Annotated in this window: 19 protein-coding genes and 2 pseudogenes; 3 read left to right on the top strand and 18 right to left on the bottom strand. The window is 72.6% G+C overall.

Annotation, left to right across the window (positions count from 1 at the left end):
- Positions 1 to 86 precede the first annotated feature (86 nt).
- Positions 87 to 1,001 (top strand): ATP-binding cassette domain-containing protein, encoded by a 915-nt coding sequence (locus ACLQ2N_RS14070; RefSeq protein WP_425812678.1) that lies wholly within the window; start codon positions 87 to 89, stop codon positions 999 to 1,001.
- A pseudogene (locus ACLQ2N_RS14075) lies at positions 998 to 2,624 on the top strand (ABC transporter permease). Before ACLQ2N_RS14070 ends, ACLQ2N_RS14075 begins: the two are co-directional and overlap by 4 nt.
- 44 nt (positions 2,625 to 2,668) lie before the next feature.
- Here ACLQ2N_RS14075 and ACLQ2N_RS14080 read toward each other — a convergent pair.
- The 15 genes from ACLQ2N_RS14080 to ACLQ2N_RS14150 all read right to left on the bottom strand — a co-directional run bounded on the left by ACLQ2N_RS14080 (position 2,669) and on the right by ACLQ2N_RS14150 (position 18,875).
- Entirely contained in the window at positions 2,669 to 3,892 is a 1,224-nt protein-coding gene (locus ACLQ2N_RS14080) for a cytochrome P450 (protein ID WP_425812680.1), read from the bottom strand.
- Between the two features lie 163 nt (positions 3,893 to 4,055).
- Complete coding sequence (locus ACLQ2N_RS14085; protein WP_425812682.1) at positions 4,056 to 4,736, bottom strand: response regulator; 681 nt, start codon at positions 4,734 to 4,736, stop codon at positions 4,056 to 4,058.
- The gene (locus tag ACLQ2N_RS14090; protein ID WP_425813220.1) at positions 4,733 to 5,992 is read right to left on the bottom strand and encodes a sensor histidine kinase; all 1,260 of its coding nucleotides are present in this window, start codon (positions 5,990 to 5,992) and stop codon (positions 4,733 to 4,735) included. Before ACLQ2N_RS14090 ends, ACLQ2N_RS14085 begins: the two co-directional genes overlap by 4 nt.
- A gap of 147 nt (positions 5,993 to 6,139) precedes the next feature.
- The gene (locus ACLQ2N_RS14095) at positions 6,140 to 7,015 is read right to left on the bottom strand and encodes an alpha/beta hydrolase family protein (protein ID WP_425812684.1); all 876 of its coding nucleotides are present in this window, start codon (positions 7,013 to 7,015) and stop codon (positions 6,140 to 6,142) included.
- 195 nt (positions 7,016 to 7,210) lie between these two features.
- Positions 7,211 to 8,407: a kynureninase gene (kynU, locus tag ACLQ2N_RS14100; RefSeq protein WP_425812686.1), complete on the bottom strand. Its 1,197-nt coding sequence runs from the start codon at positions 8,405 to 8,407 to the stop codon at positions 7,211 to 7,213.
- Positions 8,400 to 9,248, bottom strand: coding sequence for a tryptophan 2,3-dioxygenase family protein (locus ACLQ2N_RS14105; protein ID WP_425812688.1), 849 nt, complete (start codon positions 9,246 to 9,248; stop codon positions 8,400 to 8,402). The genes kynU and ACLQ2N_RS14105 overlap by 8 nt, the downstream gene beginning before the upstream one ends.
- 157 nt (positions 9,249 to 9,405) lie before the next feature.
- Complete coding sequence (locus tag ACLQ2N_RS14110; RefSeq protein WP_361027655.1) at positions 9,406 to 9,819, bottom strand: DUF3151 domain-containing protein; 414 nt, start codon at positions 9,817 to 9,819, stop codon at positions 9,406 to 9,408.
- A gap of 90 nt (positions 9,820 to 9,909) precedes the next feature.
- Positions 9,910 to 11,430: an MFS transporter gene (locus ACLQ2N_RS14115; RefSeq protein ID WP_425812690.1), complete on the bottom strand. Its 1,521-nt coding sequence runs from the start codon at positions 11,428 to 11,430 to the stop codon at positions 9,910 to 9,912.
- A gap of 85 nt (positions 11,431 to 11,515) precedes the next feature.
- Complete coding sequence (locus tag ACLQ2N_RS14120) at positions 11,516 to 12,682, bottom strand: MalY/PatB family protein (RefSeq protein WP_425812692.1); 1,167 nt, start codon at positions 12,680 to 12,682, stop codon at positions 11,516 to 11,518.
- Positions 12,683 to 12,777: 95 nt separating this feature from the next.
- Entirely contained in the window at positions 12,778 to 13,800 is a 1,023-nt protein-coding gene (gene fbaA, locus ACLQ2N_RS14125) for a class II fructose-bisphosphate aldolase (protein WP_425812694.1), read from the bottom strand.
- 201 nt (positions 13,801 to 14,001) lie between these two features.
- Positions 14,002 to 14,541: an orotate phosphoribosyltransferase gene (gene pyrE, locus ACLQ2N_RS14130; protein WP_164398682.1), complete on the bottom strand. Its 540-nt coding sequence runs from the start codon at positions 14,539 to 14,541 to the stop codon at positions 14,002 to 14,004.
- Positions 14,542 to 14,612: 71 nt separating this feature from the next.
- Positions 14,613 to 15,410, bottom strand: a complete 798-nt coding sequence (locus ACLQ2N_RS14135) for an aldose 1-epimerase (RefSeq protein WP_425812696.1) — start codon at positions 15,408 to 15,410, stop codon at positions 14,613 to 14,615.
- 21 nt (positions 15,411 to 15,431) lie between these two features.
- Positions 15,432 to 16,568, bottom strand: coding sequence for an SRPBCC domain-containing protein (locus ACLQ2N_RS14140; protein ID WP_425813222.1), 1,137 nt, complete (start codon positions 16,566 to 16,568; stop codon positions 15,432 to 15,434).
- Between the two features lie 108 nt (positions 16,569 to 16,676).
- Positions 16,677 to 18,269, bottom strand: coding sequence for a polyamine aminopropyltransferase (locus ACLQ2N_RS14145; protein ID WP_425812698.1), 1,593 nt, complete (start codon positions 18,267 to 18,269; stop codon positions 16,677 to 16,679).
- Positions 18,270 to 18,353: 84 nt separating this feature from the next.
- Positions 18,354 to 18,875, bottom strand: coding sequence for a DUF2617 family protein (locus ACLQ2N_RS14150; protein WP_425812700.1), 522 nt, complete (start codon positions 18,873 to 18,875; stop codon positions 18,354 to 18,356).
- A gap of 757 nt (positions 18,876 to 19,632) precedes the next feature.
- On the opposite strand from ACLQ2N_RS14150, the gene ACLQ2N_RS14155 reads away from it, so the two are divergent.
- Positions 19,633 to 20,808 (top strand): pyridoxal phosphate-dependent aminotransferase, encoded by a 1,176-nt coding sequence (locus tag ACLQ2N_RS14155; RefSeq protein WP_425812702.1) that lies wholly within the window; start codon positions 19,633 to 19,635, stop codon positions 20,806 to 20,808.
- Positions 20,809 to 20,938: 130 nt separating this feature from the next.
- Here the strand turns inward: ACLQ2N_RS14155 and ACLQ2N_RS14160 are convergent.
- The 3 genes and pseudogenes from ACLQ2N_RS14160 to ACLQ2N_RS14170 all read right to left on the bottom strand — a co-directional run.
- Positions 20,939 to 21,040: pseudogene (locus ACLQ2N_RS14160) on the bottom strand (class I tRNA ligase family protein); the annotation flags it as partial.
- A gap of 330 nt (positions 21,041 to 21,370) precedes the next feature.
- A complete protein-coding gene (locus ACLQ2N_RS14165; protein WP_425812704.1) occupies positions 21,371 to 21,934 on the bottom strand; it encodes a YbjN domain-containing protein in 564 nt (187 codons plus the stop codon).
- A gap of 80 nt (positions 21,935 to 22,014) precedes the next feature.
- The gene (locus ACLQ2N_RS14170; protein WP_425812706.1) at positions 22,015 to 23,280 is read right to left on the bottom strand and encodes an MFS transporter; all 1,266 of its coding nucleotides are present in this window, start codon (positions 23,278 to 23,280) and stop codon (positions 22,015 to 22,017) included.
- Positions 23,281 to 23,591: the final 311 nt, after the last annotated feature.

Genomic DNA, 23,591 nt, shown 5'->3' on the forward strand with positions numbered 1-23,591 from the left:
CTCCGTGCGCCACTGCATGTCACTCCTTCGAGTTTATACGGTTCCTTAACTTCACAAAATTGTGAAAGTAGCGTACGTTCGAAATCATGACGATGGCAATCACCGTGGCCGGACTGCGCAAGTCGTTCGGCCGGACGCAGGCGCTGGACGGGCTCGACCTGGCCGTCGAGACCGGTGAGGTCCACGGCTTCCTCGGTCCGAACGGGTCGGGGAAGTCCACCACCATCCGGGTCCTTCTGGGGCTGCTCAGAGCCGACTCCGGTGCGGTCCGGCTGCTCGGCCGTGACCCCTGGCACGACGCGGTCGAGCTGCACCGGCGCGTGGCGTACGTCCCCGGGGACGTCACGCTGTGGCGCAACCTCTCCGGCGGCGAGGTGATCGACCTGTACGGACGGCTGCGCGGCGGCCTCGACGAGGCCCGGCGCGCGGACCTCGTCGGCCGCTTCGAGCTCGACCCGACGAAGAAGGGGCGGACGTATTCCAAGGGCAACCGGCAAAAGGTGGCCCTGGTCGCCGCCTTCGCGTCGGACGTCGACCTGCTGATCCTGGACGAGCCGACCAGCGGGCTCGACCCGCTGATGGAGGAGGTCTTTCAGAGCTGCGTGGCCGAGGAGCGCGAGCGCGGCCGGACGGTGCTGCTCTCCAGCCACATCCTGAGCGAGGTCGAATCGCTCTGCGACCGGGTCAGCATCATCCGCCAGGGCCGGACGGTGGAGGCCGGAACACTGGCGGACATGCGTCATCTGACGCGGACGCACATCAGCGCCGAGCTGATACGCGATCCGGACGGCCTGGCACGGCTTCCCGGGGTCCACGACCTCGGGGTCGAAGGGCGGCGGGTCTCGCTCCAGGTGGACACGGACCGATTGGACGCCGTCCTCAAGTCCCTCTCCGCGTCCGGTGTCCGCTCGCTGACGTGCAATCCGCCCACCCTGGAGGAACTCTTCCTTCGCCACTACGCGGCGGACGCCGAGCAGTCGTCGGAGGTGGTGGCGCGATGACCGCTGTGTCCCTCGGAACGAAGGCGGATGTGCGGCGCCGGGAGTCCACCGGGCAGCTCACCGGGACCTGGACCCTGCTGAGGCTCGCCCTGCGGCGCGACCGCATCGTCATCCCTGTCTGGGTGCTCGTGCTCGGTGGCTCCTTCTCCTCAGTCGGTACATCCATCTCGTCGCTCTACGAAACGTCGGCCCAGCGAGCCGAGCTCGCCGCGTCGATGAACGGCAACAGTTCGGTGCGGGCGATGTACGGGCCCGTGTTCGACGACTCCTTGGGTGGGCTCGTCAGCTGGCGCATGCTCGCCTTCGGCGCAGCGCTGGCAGCGGTGATGAGTCTGGTCGTCGTCGTGCGCCACACCCGAGACGAGGAGGAGACGGGCCGTCAGGAGATGCTCGCGTCGGCGATGGTCGGACGCCGTGCCCCGCTCACCGCCGCACTGCTCGCGGCTCTGATCGCCAATGCCGGCCTGGCCCTGGTGATCACAGCCGGAATGGCCGGCTCGGGTGCGGGGGGCCTGGGGGCGGTGGCGCTCGCGTCAGCCGTCGCCGGGGTCGGTGCGCTGTTCGCCTGCACGGCCGCGATCGCCGCACAGTTCACGGAGAGCGGGCGCCTCGCCAAGGGAGTCACGGCGGCGGTGGTGGGTGCCGCGTTCGTCCTGAAGGCGGCGGGCGACTCGGCCACGGACGACGGCTCCTCCTTCCTCACCTGGCTCTCCCCGCTCGGCTGGGCGGAGAACGTCCGGCCGTACGCGGGCGAGCGGTGGTGGGTGCTCCTCGTGATCGCCGGTGCGGTGGCGGCGCAATGCCTCGTGGCGTACGTGCTGACCGGTCGCCGGGATGTCGGCATGAGCTTCCTGGCCGCTCGTCCGGGGCCGGCGCGGGGCCGGATGTCCACCGCCTGGGGGCCTCGCGATACGTCTGCAACGCGGCGCGCTCCTGGGGTGGACGGTGTCCTTCGCCGTGGTCGGGTTCGTCTTCGGTGGACTGGCCGGCGGGGCGGCGGACCTGGTCGGGGACAGCGAGAAGGCCCGGGAGATCTTCGAGCGGATGGGCGGGCAGTTCGGCCTCACCGATGCCTTCCTCGCCTCGATGGTCTCCGTGCTCGGCACAGTCGGCGCTCTGTACATCGCCGCGTCGGTGCTCCGGCTGCACGGGGAGGAGACCGCCGGCCGTGCGGAGCCGGTGCTCGCGGGCGGGGTCGGCCGGCTCCGCTGGGCGGGGGGTCATCTGCTCATCGCCTTCGGCGGGGCGGCCCTGATCATGGTGGTCGGTGGTCTCGGTCTGGCGGCGGGATACGGTCACGCGCTTCCGGCCGTGTTCGGCGCATGCCTGGTGCAACTCCCCGCCATCTGGCTGCTCGGCGGGGTCACGGCCCTTCTCCACGGGGCGATACCGAAGGCCGCTCCGGCGAGCTGGGGCGTGGTGGGGCTCTGTCTGGCGCTCGGCTGGATCGGGCCCGCCCTGGACCTGCCGCAGCCGGTGATGGACGCGTCGCCGTTCACGCATCTGCCGAAGCTGCCCGGAGCGGGGATGGAGTGGGGGCCGGTGACGCTCCTCACCGTGGTGTCGGCGGTGCTGGTGACCGCGGCTCTGGCGGCGCTGCGCCGCCGGGACCTGGTGACGTGAGGCGGTGCGGGCGGGCGCGCGCGGGAACGCCGCCCGCCAGGGCCTCACACCTCGACCCGCAACTCCTTCAGGCCCCTGATGACGTAGCCCGGGTTCCACTCGGGCTCGGCGGCCAGTCGCAGTCCGGGTGCCTTGCGCAGCAGCTCACCGAAGGAGGCGGCCAGCTCGACCCGGGCGAGCGGGGCGCCCAGACAGAAGTGGATGCCGGCACCGAAGGTGATGTGCGGGTTGTCCCGCCGGGCGAGGTCCAGGGTGTCCGGGGCCGCGAAGCGGGCGGGGTCGCGGTTGGCCGAGCCGAAGAGGAGTGCCACTTCGGAGCCCCGCGGGATGACCGCGCCGTCGATCTCGATCTCGTCCAGGACCCAGCGCTCGAACATCTGAAGGGGGGTGTCGTACCGCATCAGTTCTTCCAGCGCCGTGGGCAGAAGCCCGCGGTCGGCGCGGAGGGCGGCCAGCTGCTCGGGGTGGCACAGCAGCGTCCGCCAGCCGTTGACCGTGGTGTTGACGGTCGCCTCGTGCCCGGCATTCAGGAGGAGGACGCAGGTGGAAACCATCTCCTGCTCAGTCAGCCGCTCGCCCTCGTCGTGGGCGGCGACGAGGGCGGAGATGAGGTCGGTGCCCGGGTGGGCGCGTCGCTCGGCGATCAGCTCGCGCAGATACGCGGAGAATTCGAGGGAGGCGCGGACGGCGGCGCGGGCGGTGTCCTCGGACGGGTTGAGCTCGAACATCCCGCAGATCGCCGCGGACCAGGGCCGCAGCGGGGCCCGGTCGGACTCCGGGATACCGAGCATCTCGGCGATCACGGCGACGGGCAGCGGCTCGGCGACGGCGGTCAGCAGGTCGCCCCCACCCTGCTCGACGAAGTCGTCCACGAGCCCGGCGGCCAGCCGCTGGACGGTGGGGACGAGCTGTTCGACGGTACGCGGGGTGAACGCCTTGGAGACCAGGCGCCGGATGCGGGTGTGGTCCGGCGGTTCGAGGTCCAGCAGCCCTTGCCCGTTGAGCGTCTCGAACGGCTCGTGCTCAGGGGGCGGTGGTGTCCGGCCGAACTCCTCGTGCGTGAACCGGTGGAGGTAGGTGCGCCCCAGCCGCCGGTCACGCAGCAGGGCCGACACGTCGGCGTAGTGCGGGACGAGCCACTGGTCGGTGGCTTCGAAGTAGTGCGCCCGGCCGGTAGCCCGCAACTCGGCGTAGGCCGGGTACGGGTCGGCGACGAACGCCGCCGACCAGGGGTCGAACGGGGCGGGGGAGGTGCTGGGCTGGACCATGGGCCGACGCTAACCGGCCGCCTACGACCCGGCCAGTCCCGCCGTGGCCGCGTGTGGGGCCGGGGGCCCGGCCTCGGGACCGCGTGTGGGGCCGGGGGCCCGGCCTCGGGACCGCGTGTGGGGCCGGGGGCCCGGCCTCGGGGACGGCGCCAGACCACGGTGCTCAGGAAGGGGTGACCAGGCGGGCCTCATAGGCGAACACGGCGGCCTGGGTGCGGTCGCGGAGGCCGAGCTTAACCAGGATGCGGCTCACGTGGGTCTTGATGGTCGACTCGGCGACGACGAGGTGTCCGGCGATCTCCGCGTTCGACAGGCCCTGGGCAATGAGGACGAGTACCTCCGTCTCGCGCTCGGTGAGCTCGCCGACCCGGGCCAGGGCCGGAGGGCGGGGAGCGGAGGCGAGCCGGGAGAACTCGTTGATCAGGCGCCGGGTCACGGTGGGGGCCAGCAGCGCCTCGCCGGACGCGACCACACGTACGCCGTCGGCGAGCTGGCGGGCCGAGGCGTCCTTGAGGAGGAAGCCGGAGGCCCCCGCACGGAGGGCCTGGTAGACGTATTCGTCGAGGTCGAAGGTGGTGAGGACCAGGACCTTCGCGTCCGCGTCAGCGGCGACGATCTCGCGGGTCGCCTCGATGCCGTTGAGCTCGGGCATGCGGATGTCCATCAGCACCACGTCGGGACGGAGTGCGGTGACCTGGGAGACGGCCTCGCGGCCGTTCACCGCCTCGCCGGCGACCTCGATGCCCGGCATGGCGTTGAGCAGGACCGAGAAGCCCTCGCGGACCATCATCTGGTCGTCCACGATCAGGACCCGGATCGGCGGGGTGGCGGGCTGCGTCGTCATACCTGCTCCTTGAAGGCGCCGGACGCACCGGGGGACGTCTGCTGGGCCGGGATGAAGGCCGTGACCTCGTAACCGCCCTCCTCGGTGGCCTCGGCGGTCATCTCGCCGTTCAGCATCGCGACCCGCTCCCGCATTCCGGTGATTCCGTGACCGGCACCCGGCGACGGCTTCACCGGAGCGGTCGGCGGGCCGTTGACCACGCGCAGGCCGAGCCCGCCGAGGACGTAGCCGATCTCGACCCTGGCCGTGGCGCCCGGGGCGTGCCGGAGGCTGTTGCTGAGGGCTTCCTGGATGATCCGGTACGCCGACAGCTCGACGCCCTGGGGCAGTTCGCGGACCGCGCCGGTCACCGCCTTCTCGGTCACCAGGCCCGCGTCCCCAACGTTGGCGAGCAACCGGTCGAGGTCGGCGAGGGTGGGCTGCGGCGCGTCCGGTGCCTCGTAGTCGTCGGCCCGGACGACACCGAGCACCCGGCGCAGCTCGGTGAGCGCGGCCACGGCGTTCTCCCGGATGGTGACGAACACCTGCTCCAGCTCCGGCGGCGGGTTCTCCACCCGGTACGGGGCGGCCTCGGCCTGGATGGCGACGACGGACATGTGGTGGGCGACCACGTCGTGGAGTTCGCGGGCGATCGTGGTGCGCTCCTCCAGCAGCGTGCGCCGGTCGCGCTCGACGGCGGTGACGGTGCGCTGCACGGTGACCTCGCGCTGCGCCTCCCGCCGGACCTGCACCATGCTCACCACCAGCAGCGCGAATGCCGAGACGACCGCCATGCCAGCGGTGTTCGGCCCGCCGGCCCCGCCGGTGACGACGCCCTCCACGACGAGGCCGAGCAGCAACGTGAGCGCCCACATCCAGGCGGCGGTACGTGGCCGGGTCCTGGCCGCGACGACGAACAGCACCACCAGGTGGGAGATGAAGACGCTCGGTGCCCACGGCTCGTAGCCGCCCACCACCACGCTCACCGGCACCAGAACCATCGACATCCAGAACGCCCCGACCGGCCTGATCAGGGTCATCGCCACGCAGACGGCGGGCAGCAGCCCGGACAGCAGGACCCCGGCGTTGCCGGTTGAGGTGAACCCCGCCATGAAGGTGATCAGCGCGGCGCCCAGAACGGCCGCGTGCGGGATCCACGCGGCCTGTGCCGCGAGCCGCTTCGGCAACCGCCTCGTCAGGAGGCCGTCCGTGCGCATCGGTGACATCGGCCGGTAGGCGAAGGCGTCCTCGAAGAGGTCTTCCCAGAGGTCGTCCATCGCACGCGCGGCGAGCCGTAGCTCCGGGCTTCTGGTCTTGGTCTCGGTCACGCCTCCACGGTAGGCGGGGCGGCGGGCCGGGGCGTCAGCAGTGATGCGGATTCCCGGCCGTCCGTCGCAAGTACTACGCGCGCCCGTCGCGACGCCCTACCAGGCGAGCTGGGCGATCTCCTCCGCGACCACCGCGCACGCGTCGGCGGCCGGGTCGATCAGGGGGAAGTGGCCGACGTCCGGCAGCAGGGTCAGCCCCACCGTCTCGCCCTCCTTCGCGGCCGCGTCCACGAACGCCTCGGCGACGGCTGCCGGGACCGTGAGGTCCGTCGTGCCCTGGACGACCGCGGTCGCGATGCCCGTGGGCAGCAGCCGCGACGGGTCGGCGTGCGCGCTCCGCCCGGCGAAGTCCTCCGCAGACCCCAGCAGCTGCCCGATCGCCCCCGAGCACACGTCGAGCGCGACCGCCGCGCCGAAGTCCGCGATCGGCGCGAGTGCCACCACGCCCCGCAGTGCGGGCGGCCTCGGGAGCCGCCACGGCGACCCCTCCGGCAGTACGTGCCGGGCTGCGGCCCACAGCGCCAGCTGCCCGCCCGCCGAGTGCCCGGTGACCACGATCCGGCGGACGTCCGCCGCCGGCAGCTCCCGCGCCAGCAGCTCGGGCAGCGCGTCCATCGCGGCGGCCACGTCGTCGAAGGTCTCCGGCCAGCGCCCCGCCACCGGGTCGGCCCCGCGCTGCTGCGGAAGCTCGCTGCCGCGCCGGTACTCCACACTGGCCACGGCGAACCCGCGCCGCGCCAGGAAGCCCGCGAACGGCGACATATGCGCCCGGTCGTACGGAGCCCGCCACGCGCCACCGTGCAGCACGACCACGACCGGTGCGACGGCGCAGCCCCCACGCGGGGCGTAGAAGTCGATGACCTGGTCGGGATGGCTGCCGTAGGCCGCGGACGCGTCGGGAGCGACGGCCGGATGCGAGAACGCCGACTCGGTCTCGGCGGCGTCCCGCTCGCGCGCGGCAGAATCCGACATCCCGCTCCCACCCTCCCTGTCGTCCGGCCCAACTGGCCTGACCTGCGGGGACGGTACCAGTACGGCGGACGGCCCCGCCCACCGGGAATCCGCGCCCCCGCACACCGCCCGCACCGGCCCCGGCACCACGGCCGGCCCGCACCATGGCGCCGTCCGGCGACCGGGGCGAGCCGGTCACCGGACGGATGCGGCAGCCTACGCCGCCGGGGCGCCCAGAACCTCCGCGAGCACCCGCGCCGCGCGTTCCGCGTCCGCGAACCCCACGTACAGCGGTGTGAAACCGAACCGCAGCACATCGGGCCGGCGCAGGTCCCCGACGACACCGCGCGCGATCAGCTCGGCCATCACGGGCTCCGCGTCGTCGCACCGCAGCGCGACCTGGCTGCCCCGTTCCGCGTGGGCGGCCGGGGTGACCGAGGCGACCCGGCCTTCGGGGGCGTACGCCTCGACGCACTCCAGGAAGAAGTCCGTCAGGGCCAGGGACTTGGCCCTGACCGCCTCGATCCCGACGCCGTCCCAGACGTCGAGGGACGCCTCCAGGGCCAGCATGGACAGGATGTCGGGCGTGCCCACCCGGCCCCGCACCGCACCGTCCGCCGGGGTGTAACCGGGCGTCATCGCGAACGGATCGGCATGCGACGTCCACCCCGGGAGGGGCGAGTCGAAGGACGCCTGGTGGCGCTCGGCGACGTACAGGTAGGCGGGCGCACCGGGGCCGCCGTTGAGGTACTTGTAGGTGCAGCCGACCGCCAGGTCCACGCCGTGCTCGTCCAGGCCGACGGGGAGCGCGCCCGCGCTGTGGCACAGGTCCCATACGGCGATCGCGCCCGCGGCACGGACCGCGGCGGTCAGTCCCGGCAGGTCGTGCAGCCGGCCCGAGCGGTAGTCGACGTGGTTGAGCAGGACGGCGGCGGTCCGCGGACCGAGCGCGTCCGGCACGTCCGCGGGGTCGACCGGCACGATCCGGTGGCCGGTCATCCGGGCCGCCGAAGCGGCGATGTAGCCGTCGGTGGGGAATGTCCGCGCGTCGACCAGGATCTCGTCGCGGCCCTCCGGTGCCAGCCGGGTCGCGGCGACGAGGGCCTTGAAGACGTTCACGCTGGTCGAGTCCCCGACGACGATCTGGCCGGCCGCCGCGCCGACGATCGGGGCGATGCGGTCACCGATCCGTTCCGGCGCCGTCCACCAGCCGCTCTCGCCCCAGGACCGGATGCGCAGCTCGCCCCACTCGCGGGTGAGGACCTCCTGCACCCGGGCGGGCACGTGGCGCGGCAGCGCGCCGAGCGAGTTGCCGTCCAGGTAGACGGTGTCGTCCAGGGTGAACAGCTCGCGCAGCGCCGCGAGGGCGTCATCGGTGTCGAGCGCCTGTGCGCGCTCCTGCAGGTCAGACATGGCTGCGGGCCGTCCAGAGCTCGGGGAACACGTTCTTCGTGGCGCGCTTCTCCAGCCAGGCCACGCCGGCCGAGCCGCCGGTGCCGGTCTTGGAGCCCATGGCCCGCCGGGTCGCGAGGAGATGGTCGTTGCGCCATCGCCACACCAGCTCGCCCACATCGGTGAGCACCTCGCCGAGGCGGACCAGCTCGTCGTTCTGGTCCGGGTTGGCGTAGATCTCCGCCCAGACGGCCTCGACCTCGGGCGACGGCTCGTACTTCCGGGTCAGGTCCCGGCCGAGCACGGCCTCCGGGACCGGGTGCCCGCGCCGGGCGAGCAGGGCGAGGGCCTCGTCGTACAGGCCGGGCTCCGCGAGGGCCTTCTCCAGCTCCGCGTGGACGCGGGGCGCGCCCCGGTGCGGCACCAGCATGGACGCGGACTTGTCGCCCAGCAGGAACTCCATCCGCCGGTACATCGCCGACTGGAAACCGGAACCCTCGCCGAGCGAGGACCGGTAGGAGTTGAACTGGGCGGGGGTGAGCTGGGCGAGCGGTGTCCAGGAGGCGTTCAGGGCCTCCAGCTCGCGGAGCGACCGCTTCAGCGCGTCCTGCGCGACGTCCAGGCGGTCCTCGCGCATCGCGTGCGCTGCGGTCTCCCACTCATGGACGATGACGGTGAACCACAGCTCCATGACCTGGGTGGTGACCAGGAAGACCATCTCGCCGGGATCGTCCGAGCGGAGGTGCTGGAGGTGGGTCAGGACATCCGCCTGGACATAGTCCTCGTACGGAGTCGTGCCCGCGAAGTCGAGGTGCGGGGTCGCCGCACCGGTGGCTTCGGGGTCGGGGTGAATCGTCGACATCGCTGTCTCCTCGACACGAGCTTCCGGGTAGCGGTCCGCCCCTTCCCTGCGGAAGTGGAGCTCCGGTCCCCTGTGCGCATCCTAAACGCCTGCTCCGGACACGCGCAGGCCCCGCAGTCGCGGATGCGGAGCTGCGGGGCCTGCGGTACGGCGTCGGCTAGCCGAGGGTCTCGGCGGCGGTCGGCGAGGAGTCGCGCAGGAACGTCGAGCAGCGCTCGTACTCCTCCTGCTCGCCGATGGACTGCGCGGCCCGTGCGAGGGCGTGCAGGGCGCGGAGGAAGCCTCGGTTCGGCTCGTGCTCGAACGGCACGGGGCCGTGGCCCTTCCAGCCGGCCCGGCGCAGCGCGTCGAGGCCGCGGTGGTAGCCGGTGCGGGCGTAGGCGTACGACTCGATCACCCGGCCGCCCTCGAACGCCTCGTCGGCGAGCTGCGCCCAGGCCAGCGAGGAGGTCGGGTACTTGGCGGCGACGTCGGCGGGGGCCGTGCCGGCGGCGAGCAGTTCGCGCGGCTCCGGGTCGTCGGGCAGGTGGGTCGGGGGCGGGCCCCCGAGCAGGTTCTCGTGGATCGACATGCCCCCAGTGTGCCTGGCACGGGCGCGCCGATGACCCGGTGGGCACGAATCCCGCCCCGGCCCGTGCGGCTTCGGGACCCGCCGCGCCCTTCATCCCGTCCTGTCCGGCGGGCCGGTCTCCGGTGCGGGTTCCAGCGGCGGGCTCGTGACGCCGCAGTGGACCGCGCATTCGGGCCGCGCGGTGTCGCGCACGGGGGCGGGTGTGCGTACGGTCGCCCAGGCGATCAGCGCGCCGAGCACCAGCAGTCCGGCGCACATCGGCATCGCCCGCCGGAACGTCGCGGCGAACTCCCCTGCGTCCCGGTACGCCTCCGGCCCCATGCCGGCGAGCAGCGGCAACGCGGCCACCGCGATGAGGCCGGCGGCGCGTGCGGCGGCGTTGTTGATGCCGCTGGCGAGCCCGGCCCTGGCCGTGTCCACAGAAGCCAGGACGGTCGCGGTGAGGGGTGCCACGACGGTGACGAGACCGACGCCCAGGACGGCCACGGCGGGCAGGACGTCGGTGAGGTAGCCCGTGACGGAGTTCGATCCCTTCCCCACGCGCAGCATCAGCAGCATGCCGGCGGCGGCGATCAGTGGCCCGGCGGTGAGCGGGACACGCGGACCGATGCGCTGGCCCAGCTCGCCCGAAGCGGCCGAGAACAGCAGCATCAGGAGGGTGGTCGGCAGCAGCGCGGTACCGGCGCCCAGCGCCGAGTACCCGGCGACGACCTGAAGCTGGATCGCGGAGAGGAAGAAGTAGCCGCCGAGCGCCGCGTACACGCACAGGGTGACGACGTTGACGGCGGTGAACTGGCGGGACGCGAACACCGAGGGCGGCAGCATCGGATGGGCCCGCCGCCGTTCGAGCCGGACGAAGGCGGCACCGAGGAGCACTCCGCCCGCCGCCGCTCCGAGCACGGCCGGGGAGGCGCCCTGGCCCGGCGCGTCGATCAGCGCGTATGTCACCAGGGCGAGCGCGAGGGCGCCGAGGGCCGCTCCGGCGACGTCGAACCGCCCCCGGGCGTCCGGGTCCCGGGACTCCGGTACGTGGCGCAGCGCGACGGGCACGCAGACGGCGGCCAGCGGCAGGTTGAGCAGGAACACCCAGCGCCAGCCCGGCCCGTCGACGAGCCAGCCGCCCAAGAACGGCCCCACGGCCGCGCCGACCCCGCCGAACCCGGACCACAGCCCGACGGCGCGGGCCCGGTCGTCCGGATGGAAGCTCGCCTGGATCAGGGCCAGCGAGCCGGGTGTCAGGAGCGCGCCGCCGACCCCTTGCAGAGCGCGGGCGGCGATGAGTACGGGGGCGTTCGGGGCGAGGCCGCAGACCAGCGAGGCGGCGGCGAACCAGATGACGCCCACCACGAAGACCCGCCTCCGCCCGTAGCGGTCGCCGAGCGCCCCGCCGAGCAGGATCAGCCCTGCCAGGGTCAGCATGTAGGCGTTGACGGTCCACTGGAGCGCAGCCAGGTCGGTGCCCAGGTCGTCGCCGATACGGGGGAGGGCGACGTTGATGACGGTGGAGTCGAGCAGGGCCATGCTCGACCCGAGCACCGTCGTCAGGACGACCCAGCGCCCGACGGGGGAGGCCACCCGGATCGCGGGCCCGTCCGCCTCGCTCTTCTCCATGGCCTCAGCATCGTCGGCACCCGGCCGAAGGGCCACCGGGAGGGCCTGGCGGGCGGGACGTGTCAGCCAGGGCCACCGGGAGCCCTCAGGCGCCGACGCGTACCGCCTCGACGCCCCGGATCAGCGCGTCGAGCCCGGCCTCGGCCTTGCTCCGCGCGCATCCCACGTTCAGCCGGACGAAGCCCTCGGCCCCGTACGTGCTGCCCGGCATCACCGCGACGCGCTCCCGCTCGATCAGGACGCGCTGCAACGCCTCGTCGTCCTGGACGCCCGCACGCCGCAGATCGATCCAGGCCAGGTAACCGGCCTGCGGCGGCTCCCACTCCAGGGCGGGGAACGCGGCGTTCAGCCGCTCGGCGACCAGGGACAGGTTCTCCGCGACGTACGCGCGTACCGCGTCCAGCCAGGGCGCGCCCTCCCGGTACGCGGCGATGTGCGCGGTCAGGGAGAGCACCGCCGGTGAGGCGAGGCCCTCCGCCGTCTCCATCCGGCGCAGGTACTCGGTCCGGTCCTCCGGCCGTCCGATGAGGCCGTACGAACCGGTCAGCGCGGGGAAGTTGAACGACTTCGAGGCCGAGCTGACGACCGCCCAGCGCGCGTCGCCGCCCACCCGGGTCCACGGCACGTGCGGACGTCCGTCGTGCACGAAGTCCGCGTGGATCTCGTCGCTGATCACGGCCACGCCGTAGCGCGCGGCGAGCTCCGCCATTTCCGCGAGCTCCGCCTCCGTCCACACCCGCCCGGACGGGTTGTGCGGGGAGCAGACCACGAGGACCTTGCTGTCCGGCCGCGCGAGCTCCCGCTCCAGCGCGTCCGTGTCCCCCAGCGGCACGCCCCGCAGCTCCCGCCCGAGTCCGTGGATCGCCTTGCGGAAGCCGTCGTACGTGGGCGTGTGCAGGACCACGCCGTCGCCCTCGTCCGTCCACATCTGGAGCAGCTGCGAGAGCTGGCTGAGCACGGACGGACCGTACACCAGGCTCCCGGTGTCGATCGCGGTGCCGTACCGCGTCGCGTACCAGTGGGCGACGGCCGGCCGGAAGTCGCCCAGCCGCCAGTCCGTGTAGCCGAACACCCCGTGTTCGAGCCGTTCCCGCAGGGCGGCCAGCACCTCGGGGGCGGTCTCGAAGTCCATGTCGGAGATGGTGAACGGCAGCAGCCCGTCCACCCCGAAGCGGTCCGCGACCCCGTCCCACTGGACGCACCAGGTTCCGCGGCGGTCGATCACGGTGTCGAAGTCGTAGGACGTGCTCACGGCTGTTCCCTCGGGTCGTGCGTGACGGGTCCGGACATGCCGTGGGCCCGGCACCCGGAGGGGGTGACGGGCCCACGCCACACAGCGGTACCGGACTACTTCAGCTTGGTGCCGGTGGAGCGCAGGTTGGCGCACGCCTCCGTGACGCGCTTGGCCATGCCGCCCTCGGCGGACTTGCCCCAGCTGCGCGGGTCGTAGACCTTCTTGTTGCCGACCTCGCCGTCGACCTTCAGCACACCGTCGTAGTTGCGGAACACGTGGTCCACGATCGGGCGGGTGAAGGCGTACTGGGTGTCGGTGTCGAGGTTCATCTTCACGACGCCGTTCTCCAGCGCGGTGGCGATCTCCTCGGCGGTGGAGCCGGAGCCGCCGTGGAAGACGAAGTCGAACGGCGACGTCTTGCCGTACTTGGCGCCGACGCCCTCCTGGAGGTCCTTGAGGAGCTCCGGGCGCAGGACGACGTTGCCCGGCTTGTAGACGCCGTGCACGTTGCCGAACGAGGCGGCCAGCAGGTAACGGCCCTTCTCGCCCAGGCCCAGCGCCTCGGCGGTGCGCAGCGCGTCGTCCACGGTCGTGTAGAGCTCGTCGTTGATCTCGTGGGTGACGCCGTCCTCCTCGCCACCGGTCGGGGTGATCTCGACCTCAAGGATGATCTTGGCGGCGGCGGCCTTGGCCAGCAGCTCCTGGCCGATGGCCAGGTTGTCGGCCAGCGTCTCGGCCGAGCCGTCCCACATGTGCGACTGGAACAGCGGGTTCAGACCCTTGGCGACGCGCTCCGCGGAGACGTCGATCAGCGGACGGACGTACGTGTCCAGCTTGTCCTTGGGGCAGTGGTCGGTGTGCAGCGCGACGGTGACGTCGTACTTGGCGGCGACGATGTGCGCGAACTCGGCGAGGGCTACAGCGCCCGTGACCATGTCCTTGTTGTACTGGCCGCCCAGGAACTCCGCGCCGCCGGTCGAGATCTGCACGATGCCGTCGCTCTCGGCCTCCGCGAAGCCGCGAAGGGCGGCGTGCAGGGTCTGGGTCGACGTCACGTTGATGGCCGGGTAGGCGAACTTGCCTGCCTTCGCCCGGTCGAGCATCTCGGCGTATGCCTCGGGGGTTGCGATGGGCATCTGTCCGCTCCTTGGGATGTGCGGGTGTGCGTTGCTGGGTCCCTGACCTGGGGGCGACGTCATCGTCGCCCCCATCTTCCCAGACTCTGGTTCCGGCTCCACCCGGCGGTGCCTCCCGGCCCGGGCGGTGCCTGCTCACGGGCGTACGACGAAGGCGGTCGGTTTCACGTGAAACCGACCGCCTTCGGGCAAACTGCCAGGTCAGTCGAGGTCGAGGTCCGGGACCGTGTAGACGTGGACGTACGGAAGGCCCGCCTCGGCGATGGCCGGGGCGGCTCCGCGCTCCACGATCACGGCCACCGCGACGACCTCGCCGCCGGCCTCGCGCACGGCCTCGACCGCGGTCAGCGGCGAGCCGCCGGTGGTCGAGGTGTCCTCGACGACGAGGCAGCGACGGCCCTTCACGTCCGTGCCCTCGATCCGGCGCTGCATCCCGTGGGCCTTCTGGGCCTTGCGGACGACGAAGGCGTCCAGCTCCTGGCCGCGGGCCGCGGAGGCGTGCAGCATCGACGTGGCGACCGGGTCGGCGCCCAGCGTCAGACCGCCCACGCAGTCGTAGTCCAGCTCGGCCGTCGCGTCGAGCATGACCTGACCGACCATCGGAGCGGCCTTGCCGTCCAGCGTGATGCGGCGCAGATCGATGTACCAGTCGGCCTCCAGGCCGGAGGAGAGCGTCACCTTGCCGTGAACCACGGCCTTGTCCTTGATCTGCTGCAGCAGCTCAGCACGTACGTCAGTCATGGCTATGAGGATAAGGCGCGCGTTTTCCGCGACGTCCCGCCCCGAGCCCGGAACCCGCCCGGGCCCCGCGCTCAGAGCCGGCGCCAGCTCCAGGTGGTGGCGATCTCCAGCGGCTCGATCGGGGTGACATAGCGGGGGTCGGTGTTCAGCCCGTTCGGCGGGCCCGACTGCGGCTCCACGCACACCGCCTCGTCCTGTTCGTCGTAGATCACGACCCACTCGGACCGGCTCTTCACCGTCAGCTCCAGCCGCTCCGGCCAGGTGAGGGTGACGTCGACACCGTCCGGCATCCCGAAGCAGTCGTCCCACGGGCCGGGCAGGGCCGGAATCCGGCGGCCGGTCGGCAGGTGGTTCTCGCCGCGCTCCTCCTGCCAGGCGGCGTCGAAGTCGATGCGGACCTCCTCACCGCTGTCGAGCCGGCGGCGGAACCACGGGTGCCAGCCCGCCTGGGCCGGGAAGGAGTCCCCGTACGTCTCGATGCCGAAGGCCAACGTGAGGGAGTCCTCGGCCAGTTCGAAGGTCTGGGTCACCCGGCCCGGGTACGGCCAGGGGTCGGCCAGGTCGTAGTAGAACGACGCCTGCGTCCCGCTCTCCAGGGCGGTGTGCCACGCCGTGTCGCGGCCGGTGCCGTGGATGGCGTGCGGCGGAGCCGTCAGCGGCAGTTTGTGGAGGACACCGCCGTCGCGGAACTGCCCGTTCTCGGTCCGTCCGCACCACGGGACCATCGGGAAGCAGCCGTACCGCTCCCCCTGCCTCAGTAGTTCGGTACCCCCGATCCGCAGGCTGCTGATACGGCAGCCGTTGGCGGGGTTCACGGTCAACTCTGTGTCGCCGACGGAGAGCCGGACGTCCTTCTCGCTACTGCTCACGGGACGACCCTACTGGCGCCGCTACCTCCGGCGCCGCAACGCCCGGCTCACGACCACCGCCGAGGCCAGGGCCAGAGCCGCCGCCGGGGCGACCCAGCGCAGCGTCGCACCCGCCCCGCCCGAATCCGGCGAGGGCACGGGGGCGTAGCGGCCGCGCGGCGGGGCGTGGTCGACCTCCTCCGCGCTGCGCCCGATCATGGTGCGCCGGGCGTGCGCGGCCTCGGCCGGAGGCCCGTCCGGCACGGTGAACTCGATCCCGGCGACCGGGTCCAGCGACGACGGCGGAACGGGCGCGTCGAACAGGGACTCCCCGTCCGAGGACTCTTCCTCGTCGCGCTCCGCCGGCTGCTCGGCGCCCGGCGCCTCGTCCGGGGCGGCCTCGTGCGTCGGCAGCGACTCGTCGGCGCCGCTCAGGGGTCCGGAGCCGCTGAGCGGGGAGCCGGCCGCGGGCTCGGGGCCGCTCTGGTCCGCCTCCTCGGCGGCCTCTTCGAGCGCCTTCTCCACGGCCTCCCCGACCGCCAGCTCATCGGCGGTGACCTCGGCGGCACCCGGCGTCTCCGCATTCTCCGGCGTACCGGAAGAGGCCCCACCCGAAGAGGCACCACCACCGGAAGCCCCGTCGCCGGAGGCACCACCACCGGAAGCCCCGTCGCCGGAGACGCCACCACCGGAGGCCGCGCCGCCCCACGCCTCGTCGGCCGCGCCCTCGCCCTGGGCTGCCAGCGACTCCGTCACGAGCTGCTGGGCGAACCGGTCCAGCAGGCGGTGGGCCGTCGACAGTGCCGCCGCCGGCTCCAGGTCCCGCAGGCGCCCGTCGCCGCTCGCCCCGCCCTCGAAGGCGATCGACGTGCCCTCGTCGCCCTCCGTCAGCCGGAGGATCAGCGACAGCTTCGCCGAGCCCCCGCCCCGGGCCTCCACGCCCTCGCCCTCCACCCGGACGGCGTGCACGGAGTCCACGTCCGGGTCGCCCGGCAACGGCGTGAGACGCAGCGTGCCCCTGTACGTGATGGTGTGGCCGCCCGCCCGGATTCTGAGCCGGCCCGCCAGGGGGCCCGCCGACGCGTCGGCGTCCTGCTGGAACCCCGGCACACAGCGGGCGACGCGGACGGGGTCGCCCAGCGTCCGCCGCAGGGCCGGGACCGGAACCGGAACGAACACCTCATGCTCCATGGTGAACGAGCCTACTCAGCCCCGGCCGTCCCGTCAGCGCTTCCGCACCCGTGACCGCCCCCGCACCCCGTCACCGCGATCGCGCACCGCTGCACCTCACCGCCCGTCCCAGTAGCGCGGATGCACCAGCGTCGACGGCGGGAGGCCGGACAGCCGCCCGGCCTCCGCCCCGCGCCCCGCGGCCAGCAGTCCCGGCACGTTCAGGAAGCGCAGCGCGGGCGCGTCCGGGGACAGGCCGAGGGTGGGCGTCGCGGCCGTCCCGGCCAGCAGGAAACCCCAGCCGCCGTCCGCGTCGTCGCCGGCCCGGTCGGGACCGGCCGCGGAGCCCGACTGGCGCCCGCTGATCCGATAGGGGCGCGGACGCAGCCCGGCGGCCCGCATGGAGGCGTCGACCGTCCAGTAGGTGCGCGGCCGGCCGACGGGCGGTCCCGCGTGCACCGCGAGCCGTCCGTCCGGTGCGAGGGCCTCAGCGACCAGGCCGTAGAACTCCGCCGAGTAGAGCTTCGTGCCGGCCGAGATCCCGGGATCGGGGAGGTCGGAGATCACCACGTCGTAGCGGCCGCGGGCGGTCCGCAGCCAGGTGAACGCGTCGCCGGTCACCGCCGTCACGCGGGGGTCGTCCAGCGCGTGCGCGTTCAGCGCGGAGAGCGCGGGGTCCGTACGGGCCAGTCGGGTGACGGTGGGGTCCAGCTCCACCAGGGTCACGCTCCGCACGTCCGGGTAGCGCAGCACCTCCCGCGCCGCCAGCCCGTCCCCGCCGCCCAGGATCAGGACCCGGGCGTGCGGCCCGTTCATCGCCGGGTGCACCAGCGCCTCGTGGTACCGGTACTCGTCGCGGGCGCTGACCCGCAGCCGGCCGTCCAGATAGAGGTCCAGGGAACTGCGGCCGGCCCCGGTCAGCACGACCTCCTGCACATCGGTCCGCACGGCGACCCGCACCTGGTCCCCGTACACCGCGCGCCGCGCCGCCCGCTCGAAGTCGTCGGCCAGCAGCGCGGCGGTGGCCAGCACGGCGATCACCGTGACATTGGCGGCGATCAGCAGCCACCGCGCCCTGGGGGACACGTCCCGCCGGAAGACCCACAGCACCAGCGCCCCGCCCGCCGCCGCGTTCACCGCGCCGGTCAGCAGAGCGCCGGTGAGCTGGCCGAGCATCGGCAGCAGCAGGAACGGAAAGGCGAGACCTCCGACGAGCGCGCCCACGTAGTCCGCCGCGAACAGATCGGCGACCGCCCCGCCCGCGTCCTGCCGGTCCACCCGCTGGATCAGCGTCATGAGCAGGGGGATCTCCGCCCCGATCAGGACGCCGATCGTCAGTGAGAACGCGACCAGCGCGTACCGCGACTCGCCGAACCAGGCGAACGACGCGTAGAGCACCAGTGCCGAGAAGCCCCCCACCAGGGCGAGCACCGCCTCGATCAGTCCGAAGCCCACCGCCGCCCGGTTGCGTAAACGTTTCGCGAGCAGCGAGCCGATCCCCATCGCGAACACCATCACGGAGAGCACGACGGACGCCTGGGTGACCGAGTCACCGATCAGATAGGAGGCGAGCGCCACCAGTTCGAGCTCGTACACCAGTCCGCAGGCGGCACAGACGAAGACGGCGGCCAGCACGAGGTACCGACCGGTCCTCGGCCGGACGGGAAGCCGCGCCGCGCCCCCTCGCAGCGACACCTGCTGGTCGATCATGCCGCGAACGCTACGTCACTGATCGCTCGCTGCTTGTCACCCACAAGGGTGTAAGTGGCGCACCCGCGGCGTGGCAGGTGTGCGTCACAGCGCCACCGCGGGTGTCCGCACGCCCACCCGGGTCCGCGTCACGACGAGCTGGCCCTCCTGCGGGTACGCGTGCCAGGTGCGCCACCGCACCTGGTCCCCGGTCCGCTGGGCGAGCATGGCGGTGAAGGCGTGCGGGCTGCCCGGAAACGTTCCGGCCAGGCCGTGCGGGTGGTCGGCGACGAGCGCCAGCAGCTCCTGCGCGCGTCCGGCGAAGGAGCCCGCGTTGAGCGTCTCCACGCGGGCCGCGAACTCGTACTCCCAGCCGCCGATCCGCTTGGCGACGCCCAGCGGCAGCGGGGTGCTGCTGCCGGGCATACAGGCGACGGTCTCGGAACAGCTGCCCTGCTCCTCCTCCAGGAGCACCTGGTGGGAGGCGCCGAGCAGCCGCAGCTGCAGGGTGGCGCCGGCGAGTTCGAGGTCGAGGACGGCGAGCGCCGGGAGCGGCTCGCGCCCCAGCGCCCAGGCCAGATCGGCGGCACGGGTGTCGGAATAGGCCGTATGAAGGGTCGTGAGCATGGGTCGGCTCCGCAAACACGCATGGACACATGGACAGGGGACGCCCCCATGGCGCGCGCGTGGGGGTGGGAAGCGCCCGATCAGGTCCAACTGGGGTCCGAGGGCTGGATGTTCTCTCCCACGAGGGAATCACGAACTACGCCGCACTCACAGCGTTTTTGCCCAACTTGCCGGGGTTTCCATCCCCCTCGGGGGGCTTCCCGCTCACCTGTTCACCGCAGACCTGTGGGAATCCCCAACAAAAAGGAGCCCGGCGGGACTTGGCGCGTTCACCGCGCGTCCCGCCGGGCCCCTGGGCGTGTTCGCGAACACGCCCACGCGGACCAACTGCCCCGTGTCAGCTGCCTCCGCCGCACCCACCCCCGCCGCCTCCACCGCACGAGGAACCCCCGCCGCAGGAGGAACCCCCGCCGCAGGAGTGGCCGCCCGAGTGCCCACCGCTGCCGCAGGACGAGCCGCCGCCGTCCCCGGCCCACCAGCTGCCCCCGGCGGCCGAGCCGTCCGCCGTACCACGCCGCCTGCCGCGCGCCGGCGCACGCCCCCGTCCACCGGCCCCCGCCAGCATCGCGACGAGGACCGCGACCAGCACGACCAGAATCACCCCGACCAGAAAACCGTCCATGACCTCACGTCCTTCTGTCCCCCGAAGCGAGGCCCCCCGCTCCGCGCCCTTCCGGCGTGCAGGGGAGATGCCCCCGCCGCCGTACGGCCAAAGCAGACTTGAGCAAGTCCAGAGCTTGCGCGCAGGATGGCGGCCATGACACACGGACGACCGCTGCTCAACCGCCGCCTCGCCGAGTTCGGCACGACGATCTTCGCGGAGATGTCCGCGCTGGCCGTCCGCACCGGAGCCATCAACCTCGGCCAGGGCTTCCCGGACACCGACGGCCCCGAGGAGGTCCGCGAGGCCGCGGTGCGTGCCCTGCGCGCCGGGCACGGAAACCAGTACCCGCCCGGCCCCGGCGTCCCCGAGCTGCGCACCGCGATCACCGGCCACCAGCAGCGGCGCTACGGCCTGACGTACGACCCCGACACGGAGGTGCTGGTCACCGCGGGCGCCACCGAGGCCATCGCCGCCTCGCTCCTGGCGCTCCTGGAGCCCGGTGACGAGGTCATCGCGCTGGAGCCGTACTACGACTCGTACGCCGCCTGCATCGCGATGGCGGGCGCGACGCGCGTTCCCGTCACGCTGCGGCCCGACACCTCCGCGGGCACCTACCGGCTGGACCTCGACGAACTGCGCGCGGCGGTCACCCGGCGTACCCGGCTGCTGCTGATCAACACCCCGCACAACCCCACCGGCACGGTCCTCAGCCGCGAGGAACTGCACGCGATCGCGGAACTCGCCTGCGAGCACGACCTGCTCGTCGTCACCGACGAGGTCTACGAGCACCTGGTCTTCGAGGGCGAACACCTGCCGCTGGCCGGCTTCCCCGGTATGCGCGACCGCACGGTCACCATCTCTTCCGCCGGCAAGACATTTTCGTACACCGGCTGGAAGATCGGCTGGGTCACCGGGAGCCCCGAGCTGGTGACGGCGGTGCGTTCGGCGAAGCAGTATCTGACGTACGTCTCCGGCGGGCCCCTCCAGTACGCCGTCGCCGAGGCGCTGCGGCTGCCCGACAGCTTCTACGAGGAGCTGCGCGCGGATCTGCGCGCCAAGCGGGACCTGCTGTGCGCGGGCCTCGCCGAGGCCGGGTTCGCGGTCTACCGGCCGGCCGGCACGTACTTCGTCACCACCGACATCCGCCCGCTCGACGCGACCGGCGACGGCATCGCGTTCTGCCGGGCACTACCGGAACGCTGCGGCGTGGTGGCCGTCCCCAACGCCGTCTTCTACGACCACCGCGACCAGGGCGCGCCCTTCGTCCGCTTCACCTTCTGCAAGCGGACCACCGTTCTCCAAGAGGCGCTCACCCGGCTTCGGCGATAGCGGGATCGTCCTTCCGAGCGCTGCCCAGCCTCCGCAGGAGAAGATCCCGTACTCCCGCAAACGATTCACCGCGTCGCCGAGGAGATCAGGACTCGTCGGGTCGAGGCACAGGGCCGAAAGAGGGATTCGCACCGGCCACCGTCGTGTAGGCGTGACCCAGGTGGGGGGCGTCGTTGACGTAGTAGATGGGTGTGGAAACGTAGTAAGTGGCGGGATTCCGGAGCGTGTTCACACCCGGGGCCTAAAGGCGGCCCCGGGGCCCGGCCGGAAGGCGGCGGCGGCCGGCGCGCGGCGGTGCGGGTCCGGGCCGGACCGCCCGTCCAACCGCGGACGGCGGGCAGATGGACGGACGGTCCGCGTCCGCTCACGCGGGTTCGGCGGAGAGGTGACCCCGCTGCACGGCGTGGGCGCCGGCCTGAAACCGGCTGTGCGCGGAGCAGCTCGGGGGCCAGGGCACGTAGGCGTGCTGCACGGACGCGGGCCCCTTCCTCCGGGCCGGGCGACATGAAGAGGCCCGGCGCGGGTTCCCCCGGCCGGGCCTCTTCACACGTGCGGAGAGGACTCAGGCGTCCGGAGCGGACTGCTCCGTGCCGTCCTCGGACTTCTGCTCGGCCGGGGCCAGGCCCAGGCGCTCCAGCAGCCACTTGTCGAACTCGATGGAGGCGCGCACCCAGCTGACCGTCGAGGAGACGAAGTGCTCCAGGGAGACGCCGGTGCCGATGAGCATCTGCGCCTCGCCGATCAGGCGGACCGAGGGACCGCCCTCCTCCGCGCCCTCCTCGGGCTCGTGGGTGTGCGTGTAGACCTTGGGCCACAGGGTGCGGCGGTTCCAGTCGTCGATCGCGTCGAGGAGGACCGGGCGCTGGTCCGTGGCGTGCGGGCGGTCGTAGAACGTACGGACCGAGAAGACCTGCTGCTCGCCCTCGCCGCGGAACATGAAGTACGTGCGGAATTCCTCCCACGGCGCGGCGAGGTCGCCCTCGTCGTCGACGACGTACTTCAGCTCCATCTGGTCCAGCAGCTGCTTGACGAGGTCCTGGTCGGGGACGACGGGGCCCTCCGGTCCTGCCGCCTGCGGTTCGGGCTGAGCCCCGAAGTTGGGAATCGAGGACGGGTCGATAGACATTGCCGGTACTCCTGTGGATCTCGTGGTTTCCTGCCGACGACCCTAGCCGCGATCGGCCGCCGGGGCGTAGACGGCCCGGGCTACGCCTTTCCGGGAATCATCGTGGCGCCTGCTCCCTGGGCCCGGGTCCAGGCGGTGGCGACCAGGACGGCGCAGACCACCCCGAGCAGCCCGGCGGCCCCTATGGTGTTCGCCGAGGACCCGGTCAGCTCGGTCACCGCGCCCCCGGCCGCCACGCCGATGCCCTGCATGGCGATCATCCCCGACCGGGCGAGCCCCAGTGCCTGGCCCCGCCGGTCGGCCGGGGTGAGGAGGACGAAGGTGGCTCCGGCGGTGATCTGGTACGCCGAGCACACCCCGGCGACGAACAGCAGGACCATCGCCGCTTCCGTACGGGGATCGAGCAGGTAGAGGACCAGCGGCAGGTTCGCGGCGACCGCCAGCGGGCCGAGCAGCCGGCGCCGGGTCTCGTCCCCGACGCCGGACCGTCCCAGCAGGGCCGCCCCCAGCACCATGCCCGCCGGGTGCGAGGCGAGCAGCAGCCCCACCGCGTAGGCCCCGCCGCCCGCCTCGTCCGCGAACGGGGCGGCCAGGCCCTCCGGCAGGACGACGAACCCCGCGAGCCAGCCCAGCCCGAGCAGCGAGCGGAGCCTGCGGTCCGACCAGATCAGTGCCGCGGCACCGCCGACCCGGGCGCCGAGCTTCGCCGTACGGGCCTCGGCGCTCGTCACCGGGCGGGCCTTCACGCCGAACCGGATGAGGGCCGCCGAGAGCAGGAAGGTCGCCGCGTTCACCGCCAGCGAGCGGTTGCTGCCCAGCCACGCGGCGAGCAGTCCGCCCCCGGCGAAACCGACCAGCTGGCCGACCTGATGGGTGATCTGCATGATCCGCTGGCCCCGCTCGTAGCGTCCGGCGCCGAGCACGGTGGGCAGCAGCGCGCCCTGAGCGGCGCCGAAGGGCGCCTCGGCCAGCTGCGCCAGCACGAGCAGGCCGGCGAGCAGCGGGAGCGGCATCCCCGGCAGCGCCATCAGCCCCACCAGCACCATCCGGGTCAGGTCGCAGCTGACCATGACCGTGCGCCGGGGGAAACGGTCCGCCAGGCCGGAGAGCAGTACCCCGGACACCAGGGCCGGGAGGGTGGTCAGGGCATAGGTCGCCGCGGTCCATCCCGGTGAGTGCGTACGCTCGAACACGAACAACGACAACGCCACACGTGCCAGCTGGTCGCCCAGGATCGACTGAGCATAAGCAACCCAAAGCGTACGGAATTCGCCGAGGTGAAAGAGCTTGTCAGATCCGGACTTCTTGGGTCCGTTGTCTGTCTCATCGCCTGTCCGCTCGTTCATGCGGGCACGCTACCGGCGGTCCAATCCGACTTCTAACCCCAGCTACGGGCAGGTTGGCGCAGGTAAGGCGGGGTGTCCTGTTTATGCGCGCGGCCAGGGCCGGAGCCCATGGCCTGGTGTACGCAACTCCCTTGGCAGAAGCGGTGCACCGGGGTGACGAGCGCTCCCGCGAGGGAGTTCACTCACCAGGGGTCCGGCGGAGTGTTTGGCGTGATACCGATGTTGAAAGATTGATCACTTGAGGGCGGCGCCGGGCATGTGACACCCGCTCCCCGGGTGCCACATGCCCGGCCCACGGCCCGGCCGGGCGC

The organism is Streptomyces sp. DT224 (assembly GCF_049844595.1).
Classification (GTDB): Bacteria; Actinomycetota; Actinomycetes; order Streptomycetales; family Streptomycetaceae; genus Streptomyces.

Excerpts from the sequence above, each read along its gene's own strand:
- ACLQ2N_RS14115 (WP_425812690.1), bottom strand. The coding sequence starts at position 11,430 with ATGGAGAAGAGCGAGGCGGACGGGCCCGCGATCCGGGTGGCCTCCCCC.
- ACLQ2N_RS14105 (WP_425812688.1), bottom strand. The coding sequence starts at position 9,248 with ATGTCGACGATTCACCCCGACCCCGAAGCCACCGGTGCGGCGACCCCG.
- ACLQ2N_RS14155 (WP_425812702.1), top strand. The coding sequence starts at position 19,633 with ATGACACACGGACGACCGCTGCTCAACCGCCGCCTCGCCGAGTTCGGC.
- ACLQ2N_RS14095 (WP_425812684.1), bottom strand. The coding sequence starts at position 7,015 with ATGTCGGATTCTGCCGCGCGCGAGCGGGACGCCGCCGAGACCGAGTCG.
- ACLQ2N_RS14085 (WP_425812682.1), bottom strand. The coding sequence starts at position 4,736 with ATGACGACGCAGCCCGCCACCCCGCCGATCCGGGTCCTGATCGTGGAC.
- ACLQ2N_RS14080 (WP_425812680.1), bottom strand. The coding sequence starts at position 3,892 with ATGGTCCAGCCCAGCACCTCCCCCGCCCCGTTCGACCCCTGGTCGGCG.
- ACLQ2N_RS14110 (WP_361027655.1), bottom strand. The coding sequence starts at position 9,819 with ATGTCGATCCACGAGAACCTGCTCGGGGGCCCGCCCCCGACCCACCTG.
- pyrE (WP_164398682.1), bottom strand. The coding sequence starts at position 14,541 with ATGACTGACGTACGTGCTGAGCTGCTGCAGCAGATCAAGGACAAGGCC.
- ACLQ2N_RS14150 (WP_425812700.1), bottom strand. The coding sequence starts at position 18,875 with ATGCTCACGACCCTTCATACGGCCTATTCCGACACCCGTGCCGCCGAT.
- ACLQ2N_RS14090 (WP_425813220.1), bottom strand. The coding sequence starts at position 5,992 with ATGGACGACCTCTGGGAAGACCTCTTCGAGGACGCCTTCGCCTACCGG.
- fbaA (WP_425812694.1), bottom strand. The coding sequence starts at position 13,800 with ATGCCCATCGCAACCCCCGAGGCATACGCCGAGATGCTCGACCGGGCG.
- ACLQ2N_RS14165 (WP_425812704.1), bottom strand. The coding sequence starts at position 21,934 with ATGTCTATCGACCCGTCCTCGATTCCCAACTTCGGGGCTCAGCCCGAA.
- ACLQ2N_RS14145 (WP_425812698.1), bottom strand. The coding sequence starts at position 18,269 with ATGATCGACCAGCAGGTGTCGCTGCGAGGGGGCGCGGCGCGGCTTCCC.
- kynU (WP_425812686.1), bottom strand. The coding sequence starts at position 8,407 with ATGTCTGACCTGCAGGAGCGCGCACAGGCGCTCGACACCGATGACGCC.
- ACLQ2N_RS14070 (WP_425812678.1), top strand. The coding sequence starts at position 87 with ATGACGATGGCAATCACCGTGGCCGGACTGCGCAAGTCGTTCGGCCGG.
- ACLQ2N_RS14170 (WP_425812706.1), bottom strand. The coding sequence starts at position 23,280 with ATGAACGAGCGGACAGGCGATGAGACAGACAACGGACCCAAGAAGTCC.